19 protein-coding genes are annotated in these 19,999 nt (G+C 71.7%); 15 read left to right on the top strand and 4 right to left on the bottom strand.

Going from position 1 to position 19,999, the window contains the following annotated elements; all coding sequences use genetic code 11:
* The first annotated feature begins 18 nt into the window (after positions 1 to 18).
* The 5 genes from ACOBQB_RS29780 (at position 19) to ACOBQB_RS29800 (ending at position 6,215) form a co-directional block, all read left to right on the top strand.
* On the top strand, positions 19 to 588 hold the full coding sequence (locus ACOBQB_RS29780) for a hypothetical protein (protein WP_423595981.1): 570 nt from the start codon (positions 19 to 21) through the stop codon (positions 586 to 588).
* Between the two features lie 147 nt (positions 589 to 735).
* Positions 736 to 2,094, top strand: a complete 1,359-nt coding sequence (locus tag ACOBQB_RS29785; protein WP_423595983.1) for an aspartate aminotransferase family protein — start codon at positions 736 to 738, stop codon at positions 2,092 to 2,094.
* A 222-nt stretch (positions 2,095 to 2,316) separates the two neighbouring features.
* Entirely contained in the window at positions 2,317 to 3,027 is a 711-nt protein-coding gene (locus ACOBQB_RS29790; RefSeq protein WP_423595985.1) for a GntR family transcriptional regulator, read from the top strand.
* On the top strand, positions 3,024 to 5,471 hold the full coding sequence (locus ACOBQB_RS29795) for a dolichyl-phosphate beta-glucosyltransferase (protein WP_423595987.1): 2,448 nt from the start codon (positions 3,024 to 3,026) through the stop codon (positions 5,469 to 5,471). Before ACOBQB_RS29790 ends, ACOBQB_RS29795 begins: the two co-directional genes overlap by 4 nt.
* Positions 5,472 to 5,564: 93 nt before the next feature.
* The gene (locus tag ACOBQB_RS29800) at positions 5,565 to 6,215 is read left to right on the top strand and encodes a hypothetical protein (protein WP_423595989.1); all 651 of its coding nucleotides are present in this window, start codon (positions 5,565 to 5,567) and stop codon (positions 6,213 to 6,215) included.
* A gap of 114 nt (positions 6,216 to 6,329) precedes the next feature.
* Here ACOBQB_RS29800 and ACOBQB_RS29805 read toward each other — a convergent pair whose 3' ends face one another.
* Positions 6,330 to 7,085, bottom strand: a complete 756-nt coding sequence (locus tag ACOBQB_RS29805) for an SLATT domain-containing protein (RefSeq protein WP_423595991.1) — start codon at positions 7,083 to 7,085, stop codon at positions 6,330 to 6,332.
* 299 nt (positions 7,086 to 7,384) lie between these two features.
* Between ACOBQB_RS29805 and ACOBQB_RS29810 the strand changes: the two genes are divergently transcribed.
* From ACOBQB_RS29810 to ACOBQB_RS29840, 7 genes are all read left to right on the top strand, one after another.
* Positions 7,385 to 7,726 carry a YbaB/EbfC family nucleoid-associated protein gene (locus ACOBQB_RS29810; protein ID WP_223779124.1) on the top strand — a complete coding sequence of 114 codons (342 nt, stop codon included), beginning with the start codon at positions 7,385 to 7,387 and terminating at the stop codon, positions 7,724 to 7,726.
* 72 nt (positions 7,727 to 7,798) lie between these two features.
* Positions 7,799 to 8,398: a recombination mediator RecR gene (gene recR, locus ACOBQB_RS29815; RefSeq protein WP_125514107.1), complete on the top strand. Its 600-nt coding sequence runs from the start codon at positions 7,799 to 7,801 to the stop codon at positions 8,396 to 8,398.
* The gene (locus ACOBQB_RS29820) at positions 8,391 to 9,050 is read left to right on the top strand and encodes a DUF5063 domain-containing protein (RefSeq protein ID WP_423595993.1); all 660 of its coding nucleotides are present in this window, start codon (positions 8,391 to 8,393) and stop codon (positions 9,048 to 9,050) included. Before recR ends, ACOBQB_RS29820 begins: the two co-directional genes overlap by 8 nt.
* A 258-nt stretch (positions 9,051 to 9,308) precedes the next feature.
* A complete protein-coding gene (locus ACOBQB_RS29825) occupies positions 9,309 to 10,595 on the top strand; it encodes an aspartate kinase (RefSeq protein WP_423595995.1) in 1,287 nt (428 codons plus the stop codon).
* Complete coding sequence (locus ACOBQB_RS29830; protein ID WP_423595997.1) at positions 10,592 to 11,650, top strand: aspartate-semialdehyde dehydrogenase; 1,059 nt, start codon at positions 10,592 to 10,594, stop codon at positions 11,648 to 11,650. Before ACOBQB_RS29825 ends, ACOBQB_RS29830 begins: the two co-directional genes overlap by 4 nt.
* A 454-nt stretch (positions 11,651 to 12,104) precedes the next feature.
* Positions 12,105 to 12,680, top strand: a complete 576-nt coding sequence (locus ACOBQB_RS29835) for a SigE family RNA polymerase sigma factor (RefSeq protein WP_392140598.1) — start codon at positions 12,105 to 12,107, stop codon at positions 12,678 to 12,680.
* Positions 12,677 to 13,735, top strand: coding sequence for a hypothetical protein (locus ACOBQB_RS29840; RefSeq protein WP_423596000.1), 1,059 nt, complete (start codon positions 12,677 to 12,679; stop codon positions 13,733 to 13,735). Before ACOBQB_RS29835 ends, ACOBQB_RS29840 begins: the two co-directional genes overlap by 4 nt.
* 150 nt (positions 13,736 to 13,885) lie before the next feature.
* On the opposite strand, the gene ACOBQB_RS29845 is transcribed toward ACOBQB_RS29840, so the two are convergent.
* Both ACOBQB_RS29845 and ACOBQB_RS29850 read right to left on the bottom strand, forming a co-directional pair.
* A complete protein-coding gene (locus ACOBQB_RS29845; protein ID WP_423596002.1) occupies positions 13,886 to 14,695 on the bottom strand; it encodes an SURF1 family protein in 810 nt (269 codons plus the stop codon).
* Between the two features lie 198 nt (positions 14,696 to 14,893).
* Positions 14,894 to 16,738: a prolyl oligopeptidase family serine peptidase gene (locus ACOBQB_RS29850; RefSeq protein ID WP_423596004.1), complete on the bottom strand. Its 1,845-nt coding sequence runs from the start codon at positions 16,736 to 16,738 to the stop codon at positions 14,894 to 14,896.
* Positions 16,739 to 16,809: 71 nt separating this feature from the next.
* Here ACOBQB_RS29850 and ACOBQB_RS29855 point away from each other — a divergent pair, with 71 nt between their 5' ends.
* Positions 16,810 to 17,682: a class I SAM-dependent methyltransferase gene (locus ACOBQB_RS29855; protein ID WP_423596006.1), complete on the top strand. Its 873-nt coding sequence runs from the start codon at positions 16,810 to 16,812 to the stop codon at positions 17,680 to 17,682.
* 27 nt (positions 17,683 to 17,709) lie between these two features.
* Here the strand turns inward: ACOBQB_RS29855 and ACOBQB_RS29860 are convergent, their stop codons facing one another.
* Positions 17,710 to 18,243, bottom strand: a complete 534-nt coding sequence (locus ACOBQB_RS29860; RefSeq protein ID WP_423596008.1) for a hypothetical protein — start codon at positions 18,241 to 18,243, stop codon at positions 17,710 to 17,712.
* Between the two features lie 622 nt (positions 18,244 to 18,865).
* Here ACOBQB_RS29860 and ACOBQB_RS29865 point away from each other — a divergent pair.
* The gene (locus tag ACOBQB_RS29865) at positions 18,866 to 19,093 is read left to right on the top strand and encodes a chaplin (protein WP_423598845.1); all 228 of its coding nucleotides are present in this window, start codon (positions 18,866 to 18,868) and stop codon (positions 19,091 to 19,093) included.
* 117 nt (positions 19,094 to 19,210) lie between these two features.
* Positions 19,211 to 19,966: a chaplin family protein gene (locus ACOBQB_RS29870; RefSeq protein ID WP_423596009.1), complete on the top strand. Its 756-nt coding sequence runs from the start codon at positions 19,211 to 19,213 to the stop codon at positions 19,964 to 19,966.
* The last annotated feature ends 33 nt before the right edge of the window (positions 19,967 to 19,999 follow it).

Genomic DNA, 19,999 nt, shown 5'->3' on the forward strand with positions numbered 1-19,999 from the left:
ATGCGGCACAGTGGCGGGATGAGGAAGTGGCGGAGCGCCGTCGTCACGGCGGCGTGGGTGGCCGTGGGCACGGCGGCGGGGGCGCTGGGCGCCTGGCAGTTGGCCGGTGCGGACAGCGGGGGCGACGCGGCGCACAGCCGGCCGCTGGATGAGGCGGCGGTGCGCAGGGCTCTGGCGAAGGCGTCGGAGACACCGGCCGCACCGCGGAGGACTCCCGGCGGCGACTCCGCTTCCCCTCCCCCGCGCAAGCCCTCGGGCAAGCCCTCGGGCAAGCCCTCGCACAAGCCCGCGGAGAAGCCGGTCGCCCCGCCCTCGTCGCCACCCGCCCCCGAGCGGTCCACCGTCCGCTTCACCGGCGGCGCGGCGACCGTCGAGTGCCGCGCCGACGGCGCCGTCTTCCTCGTCTCCTGGAGCCCCGCCGACGGGTTCCACATCGACGACGACGTGGAGCGCGGCCCCGCGGCGGTCGCCCGCCTGGAGGCGGAGCCGGGCGACGACGACGAGCGGGAGGACCTGTCGTACGAGATCCGTTGCACGACGGACGGCGTCCCGCACGCCGAGGTGGCGGCGGACAGGGACGACGACTGAGCTGCCCCCCGCCAATGGCGACTGAGCCCTCCGCCCACCGCCATGCGACACAGTCCACCGCCATGCGACACAGTGTCGGGTTCCGCCGCACACGTCAGACAGGACGCCCATGTCGTGTCCACTGGGTGGACACTTACCCTCGGCCCCATGACCCCTCAGCCGAACCCGCAGGCCGGCGCCGCCGTGAAGGCCGCGGACCGCGCACACGTCTTCCACTCCTGGTCCGCCCAGGAGCTCATCGACCCGCCGGCCATCGCCGGCGCCGAGGGCTCCTACTTCTGGGACTACGACGGGAACCGCTACCTCGACTTCACCAGCGGCCTCGTCTACACCAACATCGGGTACCAGCACCCGAAGGTCGTCGCCGCGATCCAGGAGCAGGCGGCGACGATGACGACGTTCGCGCCCGCCTACGCCGTCGAGGCCCGCTCCGAGGCCGCGCGCCTCATCGCCGGGCGGACCCCCGGCGACCTGGACAAGATCTTCTTTACCAACGGCGGCGCCGACGCAGTCGAGCACGCCGTCCGCATGGCCCGTCTGCACACGGGCCGCGCGAAGGTCCTCTCCGCCTACCGCTCGTACCACGGCGGCACCCAGCAGGCCATCAACATCACCGGCGACCCGCGGCGCTGGGCCTCCGACACCGGTTCGGCGGGCGTGGTCCGCTTCTGGGCGCCGTTCCTCTACCGCTCCCGCTTCTACGCGGAGAACGAGCGGCAGGAGTGCGAGCGTGCCCTCCAGCACCTGGAGGACACCATCGCCTTCGAGGGCCCGCAGACCGTCGCCGCGATCATCCTGGAGACCATCCCCGGCACCGCCGGCATCATGACGCCGCCGCCCGGCTACCTCGCGGGCGTCCGCGAGATCTGCGACCGGTACGGCATCGTCTTCATCCTCGACGAGGTCATGGCGGGCTTCGGCCGGACCGGCAAGTGGTTCGCCGTGGACCACTTCAAGGGCGTCGTACCGGACCTGATGACCTTCGCCAAGGGTGTGAACTCCGGTTACGTCCCGCTCGGCGGCGTCGCCATCTCCGGCGCGATCGCCGAGACCTTCGCCCGCCGCCCCTACCCCGGCGGGCTCACCTACTCCGGCCATCCGCTGGCCTGCGCCGCCGCCGTCGCCACGATCCACGTCATGGAGGACGAGGGCGTGATCGACAACGCGGCCCGCCTCGGCGCCGAGCTGATCGGTCCCGGCCTCGCCGACCTCGCCGAGCGGCACCCGAGCGTCGGCGAGGTGCGCGGCCTCGGCATGTTCTGGGCCCTGGAGCTGGTGAAGAACAGGGAGACCCGGGAGCCGCTGGTGCCCTACAACGCCACGGGTGAGGCGAACGCCCCCATGGCGGCGTTCGGCGCCGCCGCGAAGAAGAACGGTCTGTGGCCGTTCATCAACATGAACCGCACCCACGTGGTCCCGCCGTGCACCATCACCGAGGCCGAGGCCAAGGAGGGCCTCGCGGCACTGGACGAGGCCCTGAGCGCCGCGGACGAACACGTGGCGTAGAACATGGCGTAGAGCGTGGCGTGGAGCGGGGAGCGCAACGCGACGCAGGACGTGGCGTGGAACGCCCGCCTCGGGCCCCGCGCCCGCCCCCGGGAACCGCCGCAGCCGGACCGAAACCCTCACCGCGTAGTCTGACGTGCTCACAAGCGAGCACGAAGCGACCATTAAGCGATCAGGTCAGCTGAGCGACCACGTCAGACTCCGCGGGGGAGGCCCACCACCATGCCCGGACCCGACGGCCCCGCCGTCATCCGCAGCACGCTGCGCCAGCAGATCGCCGACGCCCTCCGCGACGAGGTCCTGGCCGGCCGGCTGGAGCCGGGCCAGGAGTTCACGGTCAAGGAGATCGCCGAGCAGTACGGCGTCTCCGCGACGCCGGTCCGCGAGGCCCTGGTGAACCTCACGGCGCAGGGTCTCCTCGACGCCGACCAGCACCGCGGTTTCCGCGTCCACGAGCACACCCTGGCCGACTACCGCGGCATGCTCCAGGCCCGCGGCCTGGTGGCCGACGGCATGTTCCGCGAGCTCGTGGAGGAGGTGGCGAAGGGCGGGTCCCGGGACGACATGGCCGACGACGCCCTGCTCTCCGTACGCCGCCGCGGCGAGGAGGCCGCCCGCGCGGCCTGCGCGGGCGACCTGAACGTCCTGATCGGCTACGACCTGCGCTTCTGGCGCGAGCTGAGCGCCCTCTACGGCAACCCCCACCTCTCTGACTTCCTGCACCGGCTGCGCGTGAAGTCCTGGGTCTGCGCCGTCACGCACCTGCGCCGCTGGAGCGAGAGCGGCGGCGGTGACCTGCGCGGCACGCTCTGGTCCCGGCACACCGAGCTGGTCGACGCCCTGGTGCGCCGCGACCCGGCGGGCGCCCACGCGATCGTCAGGGAGTACAACGCGCACTCCCTGACCCTCATCGAACGGCTGGCCGCCGCATGAGCCCCGATCTGACGGTCGTCGTCCCGGCCTACAACGAAGAACGGCGCCTCGGCCCCACCCTGGACGCGATCCGCGCGCACCTGGACGCCTCGGAACAGGGCGCCTGGGAGCTGATCGTCGTCGACGACGGCTCCACCGACCGCACCGCGGAGATCGCCGCCGAGGCGGCCGCCGCCGACCCCCGCGTCCAGCTCATCCGCGGCGAGCGCAACCGCGGCAAGGGCCACGCCCTGCGCCAGGGCGTCCTCGCCTCCTGCGGCCGCCGCGTCCTGGTCACCGACGCCGACCTCGCCGCGCCCATAGAGGAACTCGGCCACCTCGACAAGGCGCTCGCCGAGGGACCCACCGCGGCGATCGGCTCCCGCGCCCGCCCCGGCGCGACCATCGGCGCCCACCAGCACCGCCTGCGCGAGCTGCTCGGCCGCACCGGCAACTTCCTCATACGCTCGGTCGCCGTCCCCGGCATCCGCGACACCCAGTGCGGCTTCAAGCTCTTCGACGGCGACCGCGCCCGCGAGGCCTTCGCCGCGTCCCGGCTGCGCGGCTGGGGCATCGACGTCGAGATACTCCAGTACTTCCGCCGGGCGGGCTGGCCGGTCGCCGAGGTGCCCGTGCGCTGGTCCCACCAGGAGGGCTCCAAGGTCCGCCCCCTGGACTACGTACGGGTTCTCGCCGAACTGACCGCCCTCAAGGCCCGCGCGGTCCGCCGCGCCGACCTCCTCGCCACGCTCTGCTTCCTGGCCCTGTCGTTCGTCCTGTACTCGGGACGCTGGACGTCGCCGGACCACCGCTACCTGATCGACTCCATGCAGGACCAGAACCAGTGGGAGTGGTTCTTCGCGGTGACGGCCAAGAACGTCCGCAACTTCGACAACCCGCTGTTCACCACCCTCCAGAACTTCCCCGACGGCGTGAACCTCATGGCCAACACGGTCATGCTCGGCCTCTCCGTCCCCCTGGCACCCCTGACCTGGCTCTTCGGCCCGGCCCTCGCCCTGAACGTGGCGATGACCGGCGGCCTCGCCGCCACCGCCGTCAGCTGGTACCGGCTCATCTCCAAACGGCTCGTGCCGCACCGGGGCGCCGCCGCCGTCGGAGCGGGCCTCGCCGCGTTCGCGCCCCCGATGATCAGCCACGCGAACGCCCATCCGAACTTCATCGTCCTGTTCATGATCCCGCTGATCATCGACAGGGCGCTGCGGCTGTGCGAGGGCACCCGGGTCGTCCGCGACGGCGTCGTCCTCGGCCTGTTCACGACGTACCAGATCTTCCTGGGTGAGGAGCCGCTGCTCCTGGCCGTGCTCGGCATGCTGCTCTTCGCCGCCGCCTACGCCCTCGTGCGCCGGGACGTGGCGCGCGCCTCCTGGCGCCCGCTCGCGCGCGGCCTCGGCATCGCCCTCGCGGTCACCCTCCCCCTGGTCGCCTTCCCTCTGTACTGGCAGTTCTTCGGTCCGCAGAGCTACAAGAGCGTGCTCCATGGCGACCACGCGAACAACAGCCCCCTCGCCTTCCTCTCCTTCGCGGAACGCTCGCTGGCGGGCAACAAGGACACCGCCGACGCCCTCGCCATCAACCCCACCGAGCAGAACGCCTTCTACGGCTGGCCGCTCGCCGCCCTCGCCTTCGCCATCGTCGTCCGGCTGTGGGAGCGCGCGGTGGTCAAGGCGCTCGCCGTCACGGTGCTCGGCGCGGCGCTGCTCTCACTCGGCCAGAAGTTCCGTATCCCGCTCACGGACATCGTCCTGCCCGGCCCGTGGGCGCTGCTCTCCGACCGGCCGCTCTTCGAGTCCGTCATCGAGTCGCGCGTCGGCATGGTGTGCGCCCCCGCGCTCGGCATGCTGCTCGCGCTGGCCCTCGCCCGCCTGCTGACACCCCGGCCCGCCCCCACGTACGAAGGCGTCCGTGCCTACGAGGGGCTGGGCGCCGCCCGGTACGCGGGCCTGGCGGCCGTCGCCGTCGCCCTGCTGCCGATCGTGCCGGCGCCGCTGAAGGCCGTGGACCGCGTGGAGGTGCCGCCGTACATCGCCCAGGGCACCTGGCGCGACCACCTGGGCGAGGACGAGACGCTCGTACCGATCCCCGTGCCGGACGCCGCCCACGCCGAGGCCCTGCACTGGCAGACCACCGCCGACCTGGGCTTCCGCCTGCCCGGCGGCTATTTCAACGGCCCCTGGGGCCCGGACCGCGTCGGCATCTACGGTCCCTCGCCCCGCAACACCTCGAACCTCCTGCGCCAGGTCAGCGAGAGCGGCCGCATCCCGCAGGTCACCCCCGCCTGGCGCGCGGCGGCCCGCGAGGACCTGAAGTTCTGGAAGGCGGGCGTCCTCGTCCTGCCCCCGCAGCCGAACGACGGTCAACTGCGCACGACCGTCGACGCACTCGTCGGCCGCCCGGGGCAGTGGGCGAACGGCGTGTGGGTATGGGACCTGCACAGGGGCAGCTAGCGGGCCCGGAGCACGACTACGCTGCCTGCACGCGAGGCAACGCACGGCTGCGCACGACGCACGTACCGTCCGACCTGACCCGAGGAGTCCTTCTTGGCCTGCGACCTGTGGCTGGTCCCGCTCGTCGATGTGTTGTGCCACAGTCCCGACAACCCCTTCGCGGAAGAGATCGCCGCCTACGACAAGGCGCTGCACGCGGCCGGCTTCCCGTCGGTCCCCGTCTTCTCCTACATGCCGGGCCTGTCCGGCGACGTCGCCCCGGTCGCGGGCTTCGACTACGACGCCCTGCACTTCCTGCGCCGCGCCTACCTCCTGCGGATCTGCGGCCTGGAGGTCACACCGGTGGACGAACTGGGCGGTGACTACGAGCAGTTGCTGGAGATGTTCGACGCCACGGCCCAGCGGTCGCACCTGGTCTGGCACTACGACCACGCGGGCGCGTACGTCCCGGTGGACTTCCCGGCGCCGCTGTCCAATGACGAACTCCTCGCGGGCGGCGGCCCCTTGGGCTCCTCCCAGGCGCTCCTGCGGGAGCTGGAGTTCGTCGCCCCGTCCATCGGCATCGACCCGGCGAACCCCCCGCTGGCCCCGACGCCGCCGGCGGCTCCCACGTCCCTGGAGGAGCGGGCGGCCCCGATCCCTCCGGACGCGAGCCCGTACGCCCGGGAGCGCCACGTCTGGCTGGGCCTGCACGCGGCGACGACACGGAGCCTGGCGCAGGGCTCGATGATCATCTACAGCTGAGAACCCTGAGATCAAGAAGCCTGTCCGGCGATTGAGGACGAACTCGGCGAAGCCGGTGACCGACGGCAACTGCCACCGGTGGCGCCCGCAGCACCACCGAGGCTCCGGCGCCCGCTACCTCGGCTCCGGCGGCCGCTGCCGGGGCATGTTCGGTCGCGCCCCCGGCGGCAGCGGGAACCGTCCAGGGGCGGCGTGCGCCTCCCGGGGCGGGCCGCCGGGGACCATCGCCTGCATGACCAGCGGCACCGGCCCCGCCCGGAACTCCACCATCCAGTCCGACGTCTCGGCGCGCACCAGCTCCGTCACGTCCTCGGAGAACTTCCGCAGCACCCCGAGGCACCGCTCGGCCGCCTCCCCTGCGGTGCCCTCCGTCGGCCCGAGGACCTCCCGCACGCTCTCGGACGCCCAGTCGAACTGGAGCGCCTGGAGCCGCCGCTGCACGGCCTGCGCCGTCGCCACGTCCCGCATCCACCCGGACGTGAGCCCGAAGAACCGGTCGCACACCACGCACGCCGCCCCGGCGAGCAGCGAGACGAACCCCCACGTGGCCACGCCGCTCACGGCCCCGGCCAGATCGAGCAGCGGCAGCACCCCCGTGCCCACGGCGCCCAGCGCGGTGCCCGCCCGCAGCAGCCGCGCCCCGCGCCGCTTCCAGCCCCGGTCGGTGAGATACCACTCGGCGGTCTCCAGCGCGCCCCGCTCCACCCACCGGTACAGCTCGTCGAGCCGCTCGGCGGGCTCACCCCAGTCGCCGTGCGGAAAGGCCCGCCCGGTCAGATCTCCCAGCCGCTGCCCGCCCGCACCCGGTCCGGCCCCCGCACCCTGCCCTTCGGGGGGCACCCCCTCGGGCTGCATCTCCGGCTGGCTCACCCGGCACTCCTCTACGAGCTCTACGAGATCCTGACAGTTCCCTGCGGCCTGCTCCCTGCGGCGGCGCGACATCCCGTGCCGATGGGGTGGCACAAGTCCTACCGCCCAATGGGTGGGCGTGAGCCCGGTTTCACGGCTTTTCCGCCCGGAAGAGTCGCTTGATCAGGTATAGGAAGACGGCATCTCTCACTCGAAAGAGTGCTGGGGCGGCGGCACCCCCGACCACGTAGGCTCGTTTCAGGCGGATACCCCGCCCGTTGTACCCGCTCATCGCACCCGTGAGAAACCAGGAGCTGATCGTGATCCCCGGTGGTGGCCAGCCCAACATGCAGCAGCTGCTCCAGCAGGCCCAGAAGATGCAGCAGGATCTCGCGACCGCGCAGGAGGAGCTGGCGCGCACCGAGGTCGACGGCCAGGCGGGCGGTGGCCTCGTCAAGGCGACGGTCACCGGCTCCGGCGAGCTGCGCGCCCTGGTGATCGACCCGAAGGCGGTCGATCCGGAGGACACCGAGACGCTGGCGGACCTCGTGGTCGCGGCGGTCCAGGCGGCCAACGAGAACGCGCAGACCCTCCAGCAGCAGAAGCTCGGCCCGCTGGCCCAGGGCCTCGGCGGCGGAGGCATCCCGGGCCTTCCCTTCTAAGAAACCCCTCGGCCATCTACCGTACGTAGAGACTCGGCACTGTCCTTCAGGGACTTCAGGAAAGGCGTTCCGTTGTACGAAGGCGTGGTTCAGGACCTCATCGACGAGTTGGGCAGGCTGCCCGGCGTCGGTCCCAAGAGCGCGCAGCGGATCGCCTTCCACATCCTCCAGACGGAGCCCACGGACGTGCGCCGCCTGGCGCACGCCCTCCTTGAGGTGAAGGACAAGGTCCGCTTCTGCGCGACCTGTGGGAACGTCGCACAGGAAGAGCTCTGCAACATCTGCCGCGACCCGCGCCGCGACCTCTCGGTCATCTGCGTCGTGGAGGAGCCGAAGGATGTCGTGGCGATCGAGCGGACCCGTGAATTCCGCGGGAAGTACCACGTCCTCGGCGGGGCGATCAGCCCGATCGAGGGCGTGGGCCCGGACGACCTGCGCATACGGGAACTCCTGGCGCGGCTCGCGGACGGCACGGTCACGGAGCTGATCCTGGCCACCGACCCGAATCTGGAGGGCGAGGCGACAGCGACGTACCTCGCCCGCATGATCAAGCCCATGGGCCTGAAGGTCACCCGCCTGGCCAGCGGGCTCCCTGTCGGGGGAGATCTGGAATACGCGGACGAGGTCACCCTGGGCCGCGCTTTCGAGGGGAGACGACTCCTAGATGTCTGACGCCACGCTGAACACCGTGACCGACGATCCGGACGATTTCGCGGTCCAGATCTCCGATCAGATCGAGAGCTTCATCGTCTCGGTCCGCGAGGTCGCGCGGGGCGCCGAGCCGGACTCGGCGATCCCCTTCCTGCTCCTTGAGGTCTCCCAGCTGCTCCTTGCCGGCGGACGCCTCGGCGCGCACGAGGACATCGTCCCCGAGGAGCGGTACGAACCGGACCTCGGCCCCGAGCAGGACGTGGACGACCTCCGTCAGCGCCTCGCGGAGCTGCTGGCCCCCATCGACGTCTACTCCGAGGTCTTCGACCCGTACGAGCCCCGCAAGGCGCCGGTGCCCGCCCGGATCTCGGACGACCTCGCGGACGTCGTCGCGGACCTCTCCCACGGCCTGGCCCACTACCGCGCGGGCCGGACGACCGAGGCCCTGTGGTGGTGGCAGTTCTCGTACTTCTCGAACTGGGGAGGCACGGCGTCCGCCGCCCTGCGCGCGCTCCAGTCCCTGGTGGCCCACGTCCGCCTGAACCAGCCCCTGGAAGACCTCGACGGCCTGGACACGGACGAGGACCTCATGGAGGACTCGCTCGCCGAGGAGGCGGGCAAGGTGATGGCGGAGGAGATCGCGGGGCCGCTGGGCCTGCGGACGGTCAAATAGCGCGGGCACACGGCGCGGCCCCACGGTTCGCGGGACCGGGCGGGGGTGTGTGACCCGCCCCACTTTCCGGAGTGCTGCGCTCCGCAGCGGGCATGTGCCCAGCCGAGCGGCCGGAACGTACGACCCGACAAGCGGGAACGTATGCCTGAGGTGATCAACTCGTGAGCGGGACATCTCACGATGTGATATCCGCGAGGCGAATTTCGGTCGCTCGTTAAACTGAGCCGACCGCACAACGGAATTGAGCGAGGAGCGCACGTGGGCCTTGTCGTGCAGAAGTACGGAGGCTCCTCCGTAGCCGATGCCGAGGGCATCAAGCGGGTCGCCAAGAGAATCGTCGACGCCAAGAAGAACGGCCATCAGGTCGTTGTCGTGGTGTCCGCGATGGGCGACACGACGGATGAGTTGATCGATCTTGCCGGGCAGGTATCGCCGATCCCCGCCGGGCGAGAATTCGACATGCTGCTGACCGCGGGTGAGCGGATCTCGATGGCGCTGCTCGCCATGGCGATCAAAAACCTGGGTCACGAGGCCCAGTCGTTCACCGGCAGCCAGGCCGGCGTCATCACCGACTCCGTCCACAACAAGGCGCGGATCATCGATGTCACCCCCGGGCGGATCAGGACCTCGATCGACGAGGGCAACATCGCCATCGTCGCCGGGTTCCAGGGCGTCAGCCAGGAGGGCAAGAACATCACCACGCTGGGCCGCGGCGGGTCGGACACGACCGCCGTCGCCCTCGCCGCCGCCCTCGACGCCGAGGTCTGCGAGATCTACACGGACGTCGACGGTGTCTTCACCGCCGACCCGCGTGTGGTCAAGAAGGCGCGGAAGATCGACTGGATCTCGTTCGAGGACATGCTGGAGCTGGCCAGCTCCGGGTCCAAGGTGCTCCTCCACCGCTGTGTGGAGTACGCGCGCCGTTACAACATCCCGATCCACGTCCGCTCGTCCTTCAGCGGGCTCCAGGGAACGTGGGTCAGCAACAGCAACGAAGCACACTCCGAGCAAGGAGCCCGCAAGGTGGAGCAGGCCATCATCTCCGGTGTCGCGCACGACACCTCCGAGGCCAAGATCACGGTCGTCGGCGTGCCGGACAAGCCGGGCGAGGCCGCCGCCATCTTCCGCGCGATCGCGGACGCCGAGGTCAACATCGACATGGTCGTGCAGAACGTGTCGGCCGCCTCGACGGGCCTGACCGACATCTCCTTCACCCTCCCCAAGGCCGAGGGCCGCAAGGCCATCGACGCCCTGGAGAAGACCCGCTCGGCCATCGGCTTCGACTCCCTGCGCTACGACGACCAGATCGCGAAGATCTCCCTGGTCGGCGCCGGCATGAAGACCAACCCCGGGGTCACGGCGACGTTCTTCGAGGCGCTCAGCGACGCGGGCGTGAACATCGAGCTCATCTCGACCTCCGAGATCCGCATCTCGGTCGTCACCCGCGCCGATGACGTGAACGAGGCCGTGCGCGCCGTCCACACCGCCTTCGGCCTGGACTCCGACACGGACGAGGCCGTGGTCTATGGAGGCACCGGCCGATGAGCCGTAAGCCGACGCTCGCGGTCGTCGGAGCGACCGGGGCCGTCGGCAGGGTCATGCTCCAGATCCTGTCGCAGCACGCCGACATCTGGGGCGAGATCCGACTCGTCGCCTCACCGCGCTCGGCCGGCCGCAAGCTGGCCGTGCGCGGTGCGCAGACCGAGGTCCTGGCCCTGTCCGAGGACGTCTTCGACGGGGTCGACGTCGCCATGTTCGACGTCCCCGACGAGGTGGCCGCGCAGTGGGCGCCGCTCGCCGCGTCCAAGGGCGTCGTCGTGGTCGACAACTCCGCCGCGTTCCGGATGGACCCGGACGTCCCGCTGGTCGTCCCCGAGGTCAATCCGCACGCCGCGCGCGTACGGCCGCGCGGCATCGTCGCCAACCCGAACTGCACGACCCTGTCGATGATCGTGGCCGTCGGCGCGCTGCACGCCGAGTTCGGGCTGCGCGAGCTGATCGTCTCCTCGTACCAGGCCGTGAGCGGGGCCGGGCGGGACGGCGTGGAGACGCTGCGGCGCCAGCTGAAGCTCGTGACCGGCACCGAGCTGGGCACCAGCCCGGGGGACGTGCGCAGGGCCGTCGGCGACGACACGGGGCCCTTCCCGGAGCCCGTGGCGCTGAACGTGGTGCCGTGGGCCGGGTCGCTGCGCGAGGACGGCTGGTCCTCCGAGGAGATGAAGGTCCGCGACGAGTCACGCAAGATCCTCGGGCTGCCGTCGCTGCGCGTGGCCGCCACGTGCGTACGCGTCCCGGTGGTGACCACGCACTCCCTGACCGTCCACGCCCGCTTCGAGGACGAGGTCACGGTCGACCGCGCGCGCGAGATCCTCGCCACCGCGCCGGGGGTCGTGCTGTTCGACAACCCGGCCGCCGGGGAGTTCCCGACGCCCGCGGACGTGGTCGGCACCGACCCGACGTGGGTGGGCCGGGTGCGGCGCGCGCTGGACGATCCGACTGCCCTGGAACTCTTCGTGTGCGGGGACAACCTGCGCAAGGGGGCCGCCTTGAACACCGCGCAGATCGCGGAGCTGGTGGCGGGGGAGTTCACGGCGGGTTGAGCGCGCGGGTCGAGTGGCCAACCCGGACGTATGCCCCAAGAACTGATCGGTATGCAGCCCCAGGGCCAAGATCTCTGTGAGGTCTGTGTAAGTTCTGTGTCCAACCCGGTGGCCAGGACGGTTGAACTGGATCATCTCGGCGTTCGATGATTTCGCGCCCGATCACTGCAACCGGCAGCGGGACGGGGGGCGTCTTTAGCGGTCACTCTCCGGGGGTGGCCTGGGCGCCGCAAAAATGGGGCATAGGGGAAGAGCTGGTACGCATGGGGGCATTTGATGCATCGTCACAAGCGGTGCCCGCGCGACTCGCCGCAAACGCGATGCCGGACGCGTACAACCCTGACGGGGGGAAGCGTGTCCAACAGGCGTGGCAGAGGTACTCGACTTCACAGCGGTACAGGCGAGAGGCGCGACAGCGCTGCGTCCCCCTCGTCGTACCCGCGCGACCGGCGGTATGCCGGTGATCGCGCCCATGCCCGCAGCGCGGCCCGCCGCCATCCCGGCCCAGCGCGAGGGCGCTGACGACACGATGACCGCGGGCACCACAGTCGACCATCTCACCGAGACCTACCGCGCCCACTACCGGTCGCTGCTCGGCCTCGCCGCGCTGCTCCTGGACGACACGGCCTCCTGCGAGGACGTCGTGCAGGAGGCGTTCATTCGGGTCCACTCCGCGCGCAAGCGCGTGCGGGAGCCGGAGAAGACGCTCGCCTACCTGCGCCAGACCGTGGTGAACCTCTCGCGGTCCGCCCTGCGGCGGCGCATCCTCGGGCTCAAGCTGCTCTCCAAGCCGATGCCCGACATGGCGAGCGCCGAGGAGGGGGCCTACGACCTGCTGGAGCGCGACGAGCTGATCAAGGCGATGCGAGGCCTCCAGCGGCGCCAGCGCGAGGTCCTCGTGCTGCGCTACTTCGCCGACATGACCGAGGCGCAGGTCGCCGAGACCCTGGGCATATCCCTGGGCTCGGTGAAGGCGTACGGCTCGCGCGGCATCGCGGCCCTCCGGGTCGCGATGGAGGCGCCGGCATGAGTGAGCGCGAGCGTGACGAGCAGGGCGGATCTGAGCACCATGGCGGGAACGGAAACGTGAATCACGGCCCCGAAAACGGATCCGACGGGCTTCGCCCCGCGGGCGGCACCGGGCCGGCGGACGGCACCGGCTCCGACGAGCCGGGCCCGGACGGACTGCGCTCCGACGAACTGGGCTCGGACGAGCTCGCGCTGCGGCGGATGATGCGGGAGGCCGTGCGGGAGATCGAGCCGAACGAGCGCTCCCTCGACCATCTGCGGCAGGCGGTCCCCGCCCGCAGGGCCCGCAAGCGCCAGGCCGTCGTCGGCCTCGCCGCCGCGGCGCTCTTCATCGGCACCGCGGTCCCGGCGCTGGTGCACGTCACCAACTCCCGGGGCGGCTCGGACGACCGGCCCTCCATCGCGGGCAACAGCCAGGAGGCGCAGGGCGGCTCCAGCCAGGGCAAGGACCCCGAGAAGGGCCAGAAGGACGCCGGCAAGAAACCCGGCAAGTCCAAGGAGAAGGACAAGAAGGACAAGAAGGGCAAGAAGGAAGGCAAGGGCAAGGGCGGCACGGGCGGCGGTGGTACGGGCTCGCCCGATCCCGACACCTCCGAGGCCGCCACCTCGCCCGTCTGCGCCGCGGCCCAGCTCGGCGCCACCGGCAGCGCGGGCCCCGCCGAGGCCGACAACAAGGTCTACGGCAGCTTCCGCGTCACCAACATCTCCGGCAGCAGCTGCACCGTCCAGGCCGCGGGTGCCGTCAGCGCGACGCCCAGGGTGCGGCGGACCCCACGAAGATCGCCGTCGCCTCCCACGTGGCGGGCGACGGCGCGGCGGCCCTGCCCGACCCCTCGCTGGAGGCGAGCACGCTCGTCCTGCAGCCCGGCGCGGCGTACGAGGTGCGCTTCGCCTGGCTGCCGTCCGAGGCGTGCCCGACGACCGGCGGCGAACCCACGCCCGACCCGACGCCCACCGAAGGCGGCACCACGCCGGAGGGCGGCTCCGAGGGCATGGAGGCCCAGCTGGGACGGACGGACGGCGCGGTCGCCGACGGCAGTGTCGTGGTCACCCTGACCGCGGAGGCGGGCTCGCCCTCGGCGGGAGCGACGGTCCCCAACGCGTGCGCGGGTACGGTCTACCGGACCGGGATCCTGCCCGCGTCCTGAACGTCCTGAGTGCCCTGAAGCCCGCCTCGGCCCTGTGCCCCGGCGGGCCCGGGCCCGGCTAGGCCTTCGGTGCGGCTTGTGCCGCGTCGGGCAGCAGGCCGAGCCGCGCGTCGCGGGCGACCTCCGCCTCGCGCCGGAAGAGACGGAACCACATGAAGAGGACGAAGCCGGCGAAGACGAACCACTCGCCGGTGTAGCCGAGGTTCTGGAAGGCCTTCAGGTCCAGGCCGGTGTTGCTCGGCGCGGCCGCCGGGACCGCCTTCATCCCGGCATCGGCCTTGGCGAGCGTGACCCACGCGTCGTACACGTCGTCGCGTACGAGGTTGACCAGCGACGCCGAGCTGATCGCGCCCAGCTGACCCCGGGGCAGGCCGCCGGCGGCGCTGACCCCGTTGGAGCCGGGGCTCTCGGAGGCCTGGAGCGCGCCCGTCACCGTGACCTCGCCCTTGGGGGCGGCCGGGGCCTTGGCGGTGTCCGCGTCTCCCGGGAGCCAGCCGCGGACCACCGGCAGCGACTTGCCGTCGTCGGTGCGCAGCAGGGTCAGGACGTAGAAGCCGCGCTTGTCGTCCAACTGCCGGTCGGGGACCAGGAGTTGCTCGCCGTACCGGCCGGTGGCCGTGGCCTGCTCGCCCGAGGTCTCCTGATCGACGGGCAGCAGCGCGTCGAGGGGCCTGGCCTTGGTGTGCCGACCGCCCGCGCCCTGCTCGTCGGCCTGGGCCCGGGCCTGCGCCTTGGCGGACTCGTGGTCCTGTACGCGGTCCTCGAAGCGGCCGAGCTGCCAGGAACCCATGAAGATGCAGACGGGGATGGCCAGCACGACGAAGACGTTGATCCCCCACCAGCGGGGCGTCAGCAGAAACCGGTACACACCCCCACGGTACGGGGCCCCTGCGGGGGGCTGAGCCGTGGGGTAGGGCCCCTGCAGGGGTGGCCGCCTGCCGGGCCGACGGCTCCGTGGCTTCGTGCCGCGGATTCCGCCGCTCCGCGGCGGCTCACCCACCCACCCACCCGCCCGTTGCCCGGCGGTACAAGGCGGGCCCGCGGGCGGGTGGGGCGAAGCGGCGGTTCAGGACACCCGCCGCTCCGGAAGGTGTCGCGCCGCGAAGTCCAGCTCCAGGGCCACCTGCTTGATCCGTTCGTCCACGACCAGTGACCCGTGGCCAGCGTCGTACCGGTACACCTCGTGCACCGCGCCCCGCGCGGCCAGTCGGTCCACGTAGTTGTCGACCTGGCGGATCGGGCAGCGGGGGTCGTTGACGCCCGCCGAGATGTACACCGGGGCCTTGACCTGGTCCACGTACGTCAGGGGGGACGAGGTGGCGAAGCGCTCCGGGACCTCCTCCGGCGTGCCACCGAGCAGCGTGCGGTCCATGGCCTTGAGGGCCTCCATCTCGTCGTGGTACGCCGTCACGTAGTCCGCGACGGGCACCGCGGCCAGGCCCACCGCCCACGCCTCGGGCTGCGTGCCGAGGCCGAGCAGCGTGAGGTAGCCGCCCCAGGAGCCGCCCGAGAGGACCAGCCGCTCCGGGTCGGCGAGGCCCGACGTCACCGCCCACTCCCGCACCGCCGCGATGTCCTCCAGCTCGATGAGGCCCACGCGGTGCTTCAGGGCGTCCGTCCACTCACGGCCGTACCCCGTGGAGCCGCGGTAGTTGACCCGCACCACCGCGTACCCGTGGTCGACCCAGGCCGCCGGGCCCGCCGCGAAGGAGTCGCTGTCGTGCCACGTGGGCCCGCCGTGCACCTCGAAGACGGTGGGAAGCGGACCGGAAGCCCCTGCGGGCCGCTGGACGAGGGCGTGGACGCGGCCGCCCGGCCCCTCCACCCACACGTCCTCCACCGGGACGGACTTCGGCGCCTTCATGCCGGGCGGATCGAGGACGACACGGCCCGACGTCGACCGCACGACCGGCGGCTCGGCGGCCGACGACCACATGTACTCCACGGTGCCGTCCGGGCGGGCCGTCGCGCCCGACACCGAGCCCGCGGGCGTCTCGATGCGCTCCAGCTCCCGCGAGGCGAGGTCGTAGCGGAACAGCTCGCCCCGCGCCTCGAAACCGTGCGCGACGAGCAGCGCGGAGCCGTCCGGATACCACTCGGCGCTCACGTCGCCCGGCAGACCGAGGTCGAGGTCGCTCTCCTCGCCCGACACGATGTCCCACACCATCGGCTCCCAGCGGCCGCGCCGCTGATGCCCGACCAGCAGCCGCGGGTCCCCGGCGACCGGCGCGAAGCCGAGGACCTCAAGGCCCAGCTCGACCGTGCCGCCCTCGGTGTCATCCAGCTCGGCGACCGTGGAACCGTCCGGCCCGATCACGCGCAGCGCGGAGTGCATCGCGTCGCCGTGCTCCGTGTGCTCGACGGCGATCAGCGTGCCGTCGTGCGAGAGGTCCCCCACGCCCGCCGACTCCCGGTGGCGGTACACCTCGACGGGCTCCGCTCCCTGCCCGCCCGCGCCCCGCGGTCGTACGACATGGATCGTCGTGCCGTCCTCGTCCGTGGAGCGGCCGACGACCACCGTCCGGCCGTCCCTGCCGAGCGCCAGACCCGCGGGGTACGAGGCGTCGAGACCCGGCACGGCGGGCTCGTCCGGGCCGCCGGCGAAGGGCTGGCGCATCCATATGCCGAACTCGTCGCCGTCCTTGTCGTCGAACCACCAGACCCACTCGCCGTCGGGCGACAGGACGCCGTCCGTCGTGCCGTTCGCCCTGTCGGTCACCTGGCGTTGGACGCCGGTCTGCCTGTCCCACGCGTACAACTCGTACGTCCCCGTCGCGTTCGACACGAACAGGGAGCGCTGCGGCGCGTCCTCCGCCCAGTCCGGCAGCGACACCCGCGGCGCCCTGAACCGCTTCTCCCAGTCCGGCATGGACTCCGACCCCGTGGCCTTCTCGGCACCCGTCTCGCTCATGCCCCCATAGTGCCTGTCCCCGCCCACAATCCGCTGGCGAGGGTCCCCAGCCTGTGGATAACTTTCCGCTCATGTACTCCGCGACGCCCGCCGACTGGCGCGAGACCAACCGCAGGCGCTGGGACGAGCGCGTCCCGCTGCACCTCGCGAGCGACTTCTACGACGTGGACGCCTTCCGCGCGGGCGAGAGCGCCCTGCGCGACTTCGAGCGCGCCGAGGTGGGCGACGTACACGGCAAGTCCCTGCTGCACCTCCAGTGCCACATCGGCATGGACACGCTCTCCTGGGCCCGGCACGGCGCGTCCCGTGTCGTCGGGCTCGACTTCTCCGAGCGCGCCGTCGAAGCGGCCCGCGAGCTCGCCGCCGAGCTCGGCCTCGGCCCCGAGCGGGCGGCCTTCGTCACCGCCGACGTGTACGACGCCGCGGAAGCGGTGCCCGACACCTCGTACGACATCGTCTACACCGGAGTGGGCGCGCTCTGCTGGCTCCCCGACATCCGGCGCTGGGCCGAGACCGCGGCCTCGCTCGTCAAGCCCGGCGGTTTCCTCTACCTCGCCGAGTTCCACCCGCTCACCGACATCCTGGACGACGCGACGGGCTCCCGTATCGAGCACGACTACTTCGCGAGCGACGCCTGGGTCGAGGACGATCCCACCGGTTACGCGGACATGGACGCAGGCGACGCGGCCACCGCCACAGGTACGGCCACAGGGACGGGCACGGCCACCGTCCACAACCGCAGCGTCGAGTGGCAGCACCCCCTCGGTGACGTCGTCTCCGCGCTGGCCGCCGCGGGGCTGCGCATCGAGTTCCTGCGCGAGCACGACACGACGCTCTTCGCCCGCTTCGGCGCGCTCGAAGGCCGCGACGGCATCTACCGCTTCCCGGCCGACCGCCCGCGCATCCCGCTCATGTACTCCCTCAAGGCGAGCAGGACCGGCTGACCACGGGTGCGGTACGACGGGCCCGGCTCAGGCCGACGGTGAAGGCGGCCGCAGCCACCCCTCCCGGCCGGGATCGAACTCGCCCAGCTTCACCCAGTCCCAGGCCCGCAGCACCTCCCGCCCCTGATCGTCGTCCCGCCTGATGACGGCGACGACGGTGTCGGCGGTGTGCCGGGAGAGCAGCAGTGTCCGCAGGCGGGTGGCGACGCCCGCCCCGCGCCGGGCGGGCGCCACCATCAGCTCGCTCAGTAGGAACACCCGCCCCGAAGCGGTCTGCTCCTCGACGCCCACCGGCAGGATGCCGCGGAAGCCTTCCCACCACTCGCCGGTGGACGCCGCGCGGTAGCCGTAGAGGCAGCCGACCAGACCTCCGGAGTCGGCGACGACCATGTCGAAGTCGAGCTGCTGCACGTCGTGTTCGAAGCGCCGCAAGAAGCCCTGCCGGTCGCGGTACTCGGCGCCGGCTGTTCCCCGATAGGCCTCGACGTAGAGGTTGGCGACGGCCTCGCGCTGCTGCTCCGCCTGCCAACGGCTCAGTCGCCGCAGAAACACCTCGGTCATGTACGCCTCCCGCCCCGCCCCGAAGGGGAACGACTCCCCCTGCACTCCGGACTCCGCATGGTGACAGTACGGAAGGGCCGACGGAACGGGGCGTCGGGGGGTCGATCTCCGGACGGCTGCCGCGGCGCGCGCGAATGAAAGGGGTCCTGCCCATGGTGCTGTTTCATTCGCGATGCCGAAAGGAACAGAGATCTAAATGGTGCCGTCCTCTCAATGAGCCGAACGAGGAATCATGGCTGACCACACAGGCCCCTGGAAGCGGCAAGGCGTCATCCCCGCGAGCAGACGGCCACCGGAAAACCGCACCGATTACCGTACTGATCCTCATTACGGTACAGATCCTCTCTTTCATTCCGTGCTCCTGAGCTGGCGCGAGCAGGGCAGGACAATCCCCGGCCGGCCCGACCCCGAGTGGCGCAGCCTGGTCGAGCGCGACCCCTGGCCCCGCGGCTGACAAATCCACGTGGCATTCGGGTGAACTTCCCCGGGGCGTCAACGGCTCGGTTTCCTCTCCTCCCTTCACTCGTTAAGCAGAGCTCAGGTCACGGTGCGGGAAAGGAACTCCCCGCCCGGCCGCGGCCGCCGTTTAGGCGTGACCCGAAAGAAGGGAAAAGCTGTGAAGCTGAAGAAGAGCGCGACGATCGTCGCCGGTGCCGTCGCGGCCCTGGGCATGGGCGCTCCGGCTTTCGCGGACGCCGGGGCGCAGGGCAAAGCCATCGGCTCCGAGGGCACGGTCTCCGGCAACGTCACCCAGATCCCCGTCCACGTGCCGGTGAACGTCTGTGGCAACACCATCAACGTCGTCGGGCTCTTCAACCCGGCCATGGGCAACAAGTGCGTCAACGACTGACGTAGGGCCCGGCTGTCCCAGTCGTGTCCGGCCGCCCCCTGCGGCACCCGGCCGTGGGGCCGGCTCCCCCTCGCACAGAGAAAGACCACTCAATTGCGACAGGCTCTCAGTAAAGGAATGCTCTCCGCCGCGGCTGCCACGAGCATCCTGTCCCTGTCCGGCACCGCCGCGTTCGCGGACGCCGAGGCGGACGGCCGGGCGGTGGGCTCGCCCGGCATTCTGTCGGGCAACAACGTGCAGGCGCCCGTCCACGTTCCGGTCAACGCCTGCGGCAACACCGTGAACGGTGTCGGTGTCGCCAACCCGTCCATGGGCAACAAGTGCGCCAACGTCTCGAAGGCGCCGCCCGCGAAGCACCACTCCCACCCTTCACACGGGGGCCCGGGCGAGCATCGCTCCTCCTCCGGCGGCGGCGCCACCGCGCACGCGGTGGCGGCCAAGTCGCCCGGCATTCTGTCGGGCAACAACGTGCAGGCGCCCGTCCACGTCCCGGTCAACGCCTGCGGCAACACCGCGGGCGTCGTGTCCGTGGCCAACCCGTCCATGGGCAACAAGTGCGCCAACGTGTCCTCGCGGCACGACGACGGACCGCCGCCCGAGGCCGGCAAGCCGGACCCGAAGCCGGAGCCCCGGCCCCGGACCGAGCCCGGCCCCAAGGCGCCCTCCAAGGTGGTGCCGCCGCGGGACCCGAAGCACGAGCCGCAGACGCCCCGGCCCGACCGTCCCGCGCGGGCGGCCGCCCCTGAGGGCGAGTTGGCCGAGACGGGTACGGACCAGGCGCTCCTGGGCGCGGCCGCCGCGAGTGCCGGGCTGCTGCTCGGCGGCGCGATCCTCTACCGGCGCCGCGGACTCACCGCGTCGGCCCGGCAGTAGACCGCCCGCCCCGGAGGGGCATGCCGGCCGCGT

It is taken from the genome of Streptomyces sp. G5(2025) (genome assembly GCF_049542075.1).
Classification (GTDB): Bacteria; Actinomycetota; Actinomycetes; order Streptomycetales; family Streptomycetaceae; genus Streptomyces.

Coding starts and splice junctions, on each gene's coding strand:
- ACOBQB_RS29835 (WP_392140598.1), top strand. CDS start 12,105: ATGCCGGTGATCGCGCCCATGCCCGCAGCGCGGCCCGCCGCCATCCCG.
- ACOBQB_RS29850 (WP_423596004.1), bottom strand. CDS start 16,738: ATGAGCGAGACGGGTGCCGAGAAGGCCACGGGGTCGGAGTCCATGCCG.
- ACOBQB_RS29820 (WP_423595993.1), top strand. CDS start 8,391: ATGTCTGACGCCACGCTGAACACCGTGACCGACGATCCGGACGATTTC.
- ACOBQB_RS29860 (WP_423596008.1), bottom strand. CDS start 18,243: ATGACCGAGGTGTTTCTGCGGCGACTGAGCCGTTGGCAGGCGGAGCAG.
- ACOBQB_RS29855 (WP_423596006.1), top strand. CDS start 16,810: ATGTACTCCGCGACGCCCGCCGACTGGCGCGAGACCAACCGCAGGCGC.
- ACOBQB_RS29785 (WP_423595983.1), top strand. CDS start 736: ATGACCCCTCAGCCGAACCCGCAGGCCGGCGCCGCCGTGAAGGCCGCG.
- ACOBQB_RS29870 (WP_423596009.1), top strand. CDS start 19,211: ATGCTCTCCGCCGCGGCTGCCACGAGCATCCTGTCCCTGTCCGGCACC.
- ACOBQB_RS29795 (WP_423595987.1), top strand. CDS start 3,024: ATGAGCCCCGATCTGACGGTCGTCGTCCCGGCCTACAACGAAGAACGG.
- ACOBQB_RS29790 (WP_423595985.1), top strand. CDS start 2,317: ATGCCCGGACCCGACGGCCCCGCCGTCATCCGCAGCACGCTGCGCCAG.
- ACOBQB_RS29780 (WP_423595981.1), top strand. CDS start 19: ATGAGGAAGTGGCGGAGCGCCGTCGTCACGGCGGCGTGGGTGGCCGTG.
- ACOBQB_RS29830 (WP_423595997.1), top strand. CDS start 10,592: ATGAGCCGTAAGCCGACGCTCGCGGTCGTCGGAGCGACCGGGGCCGTC.
- ACOBQB_RS29840 (WP_423596000.1), top strand. CDS start 12,677: ATGAGTGAGCGCGAGCGTGACGAGCAGGGCGGATCTGAGCACCATGGC.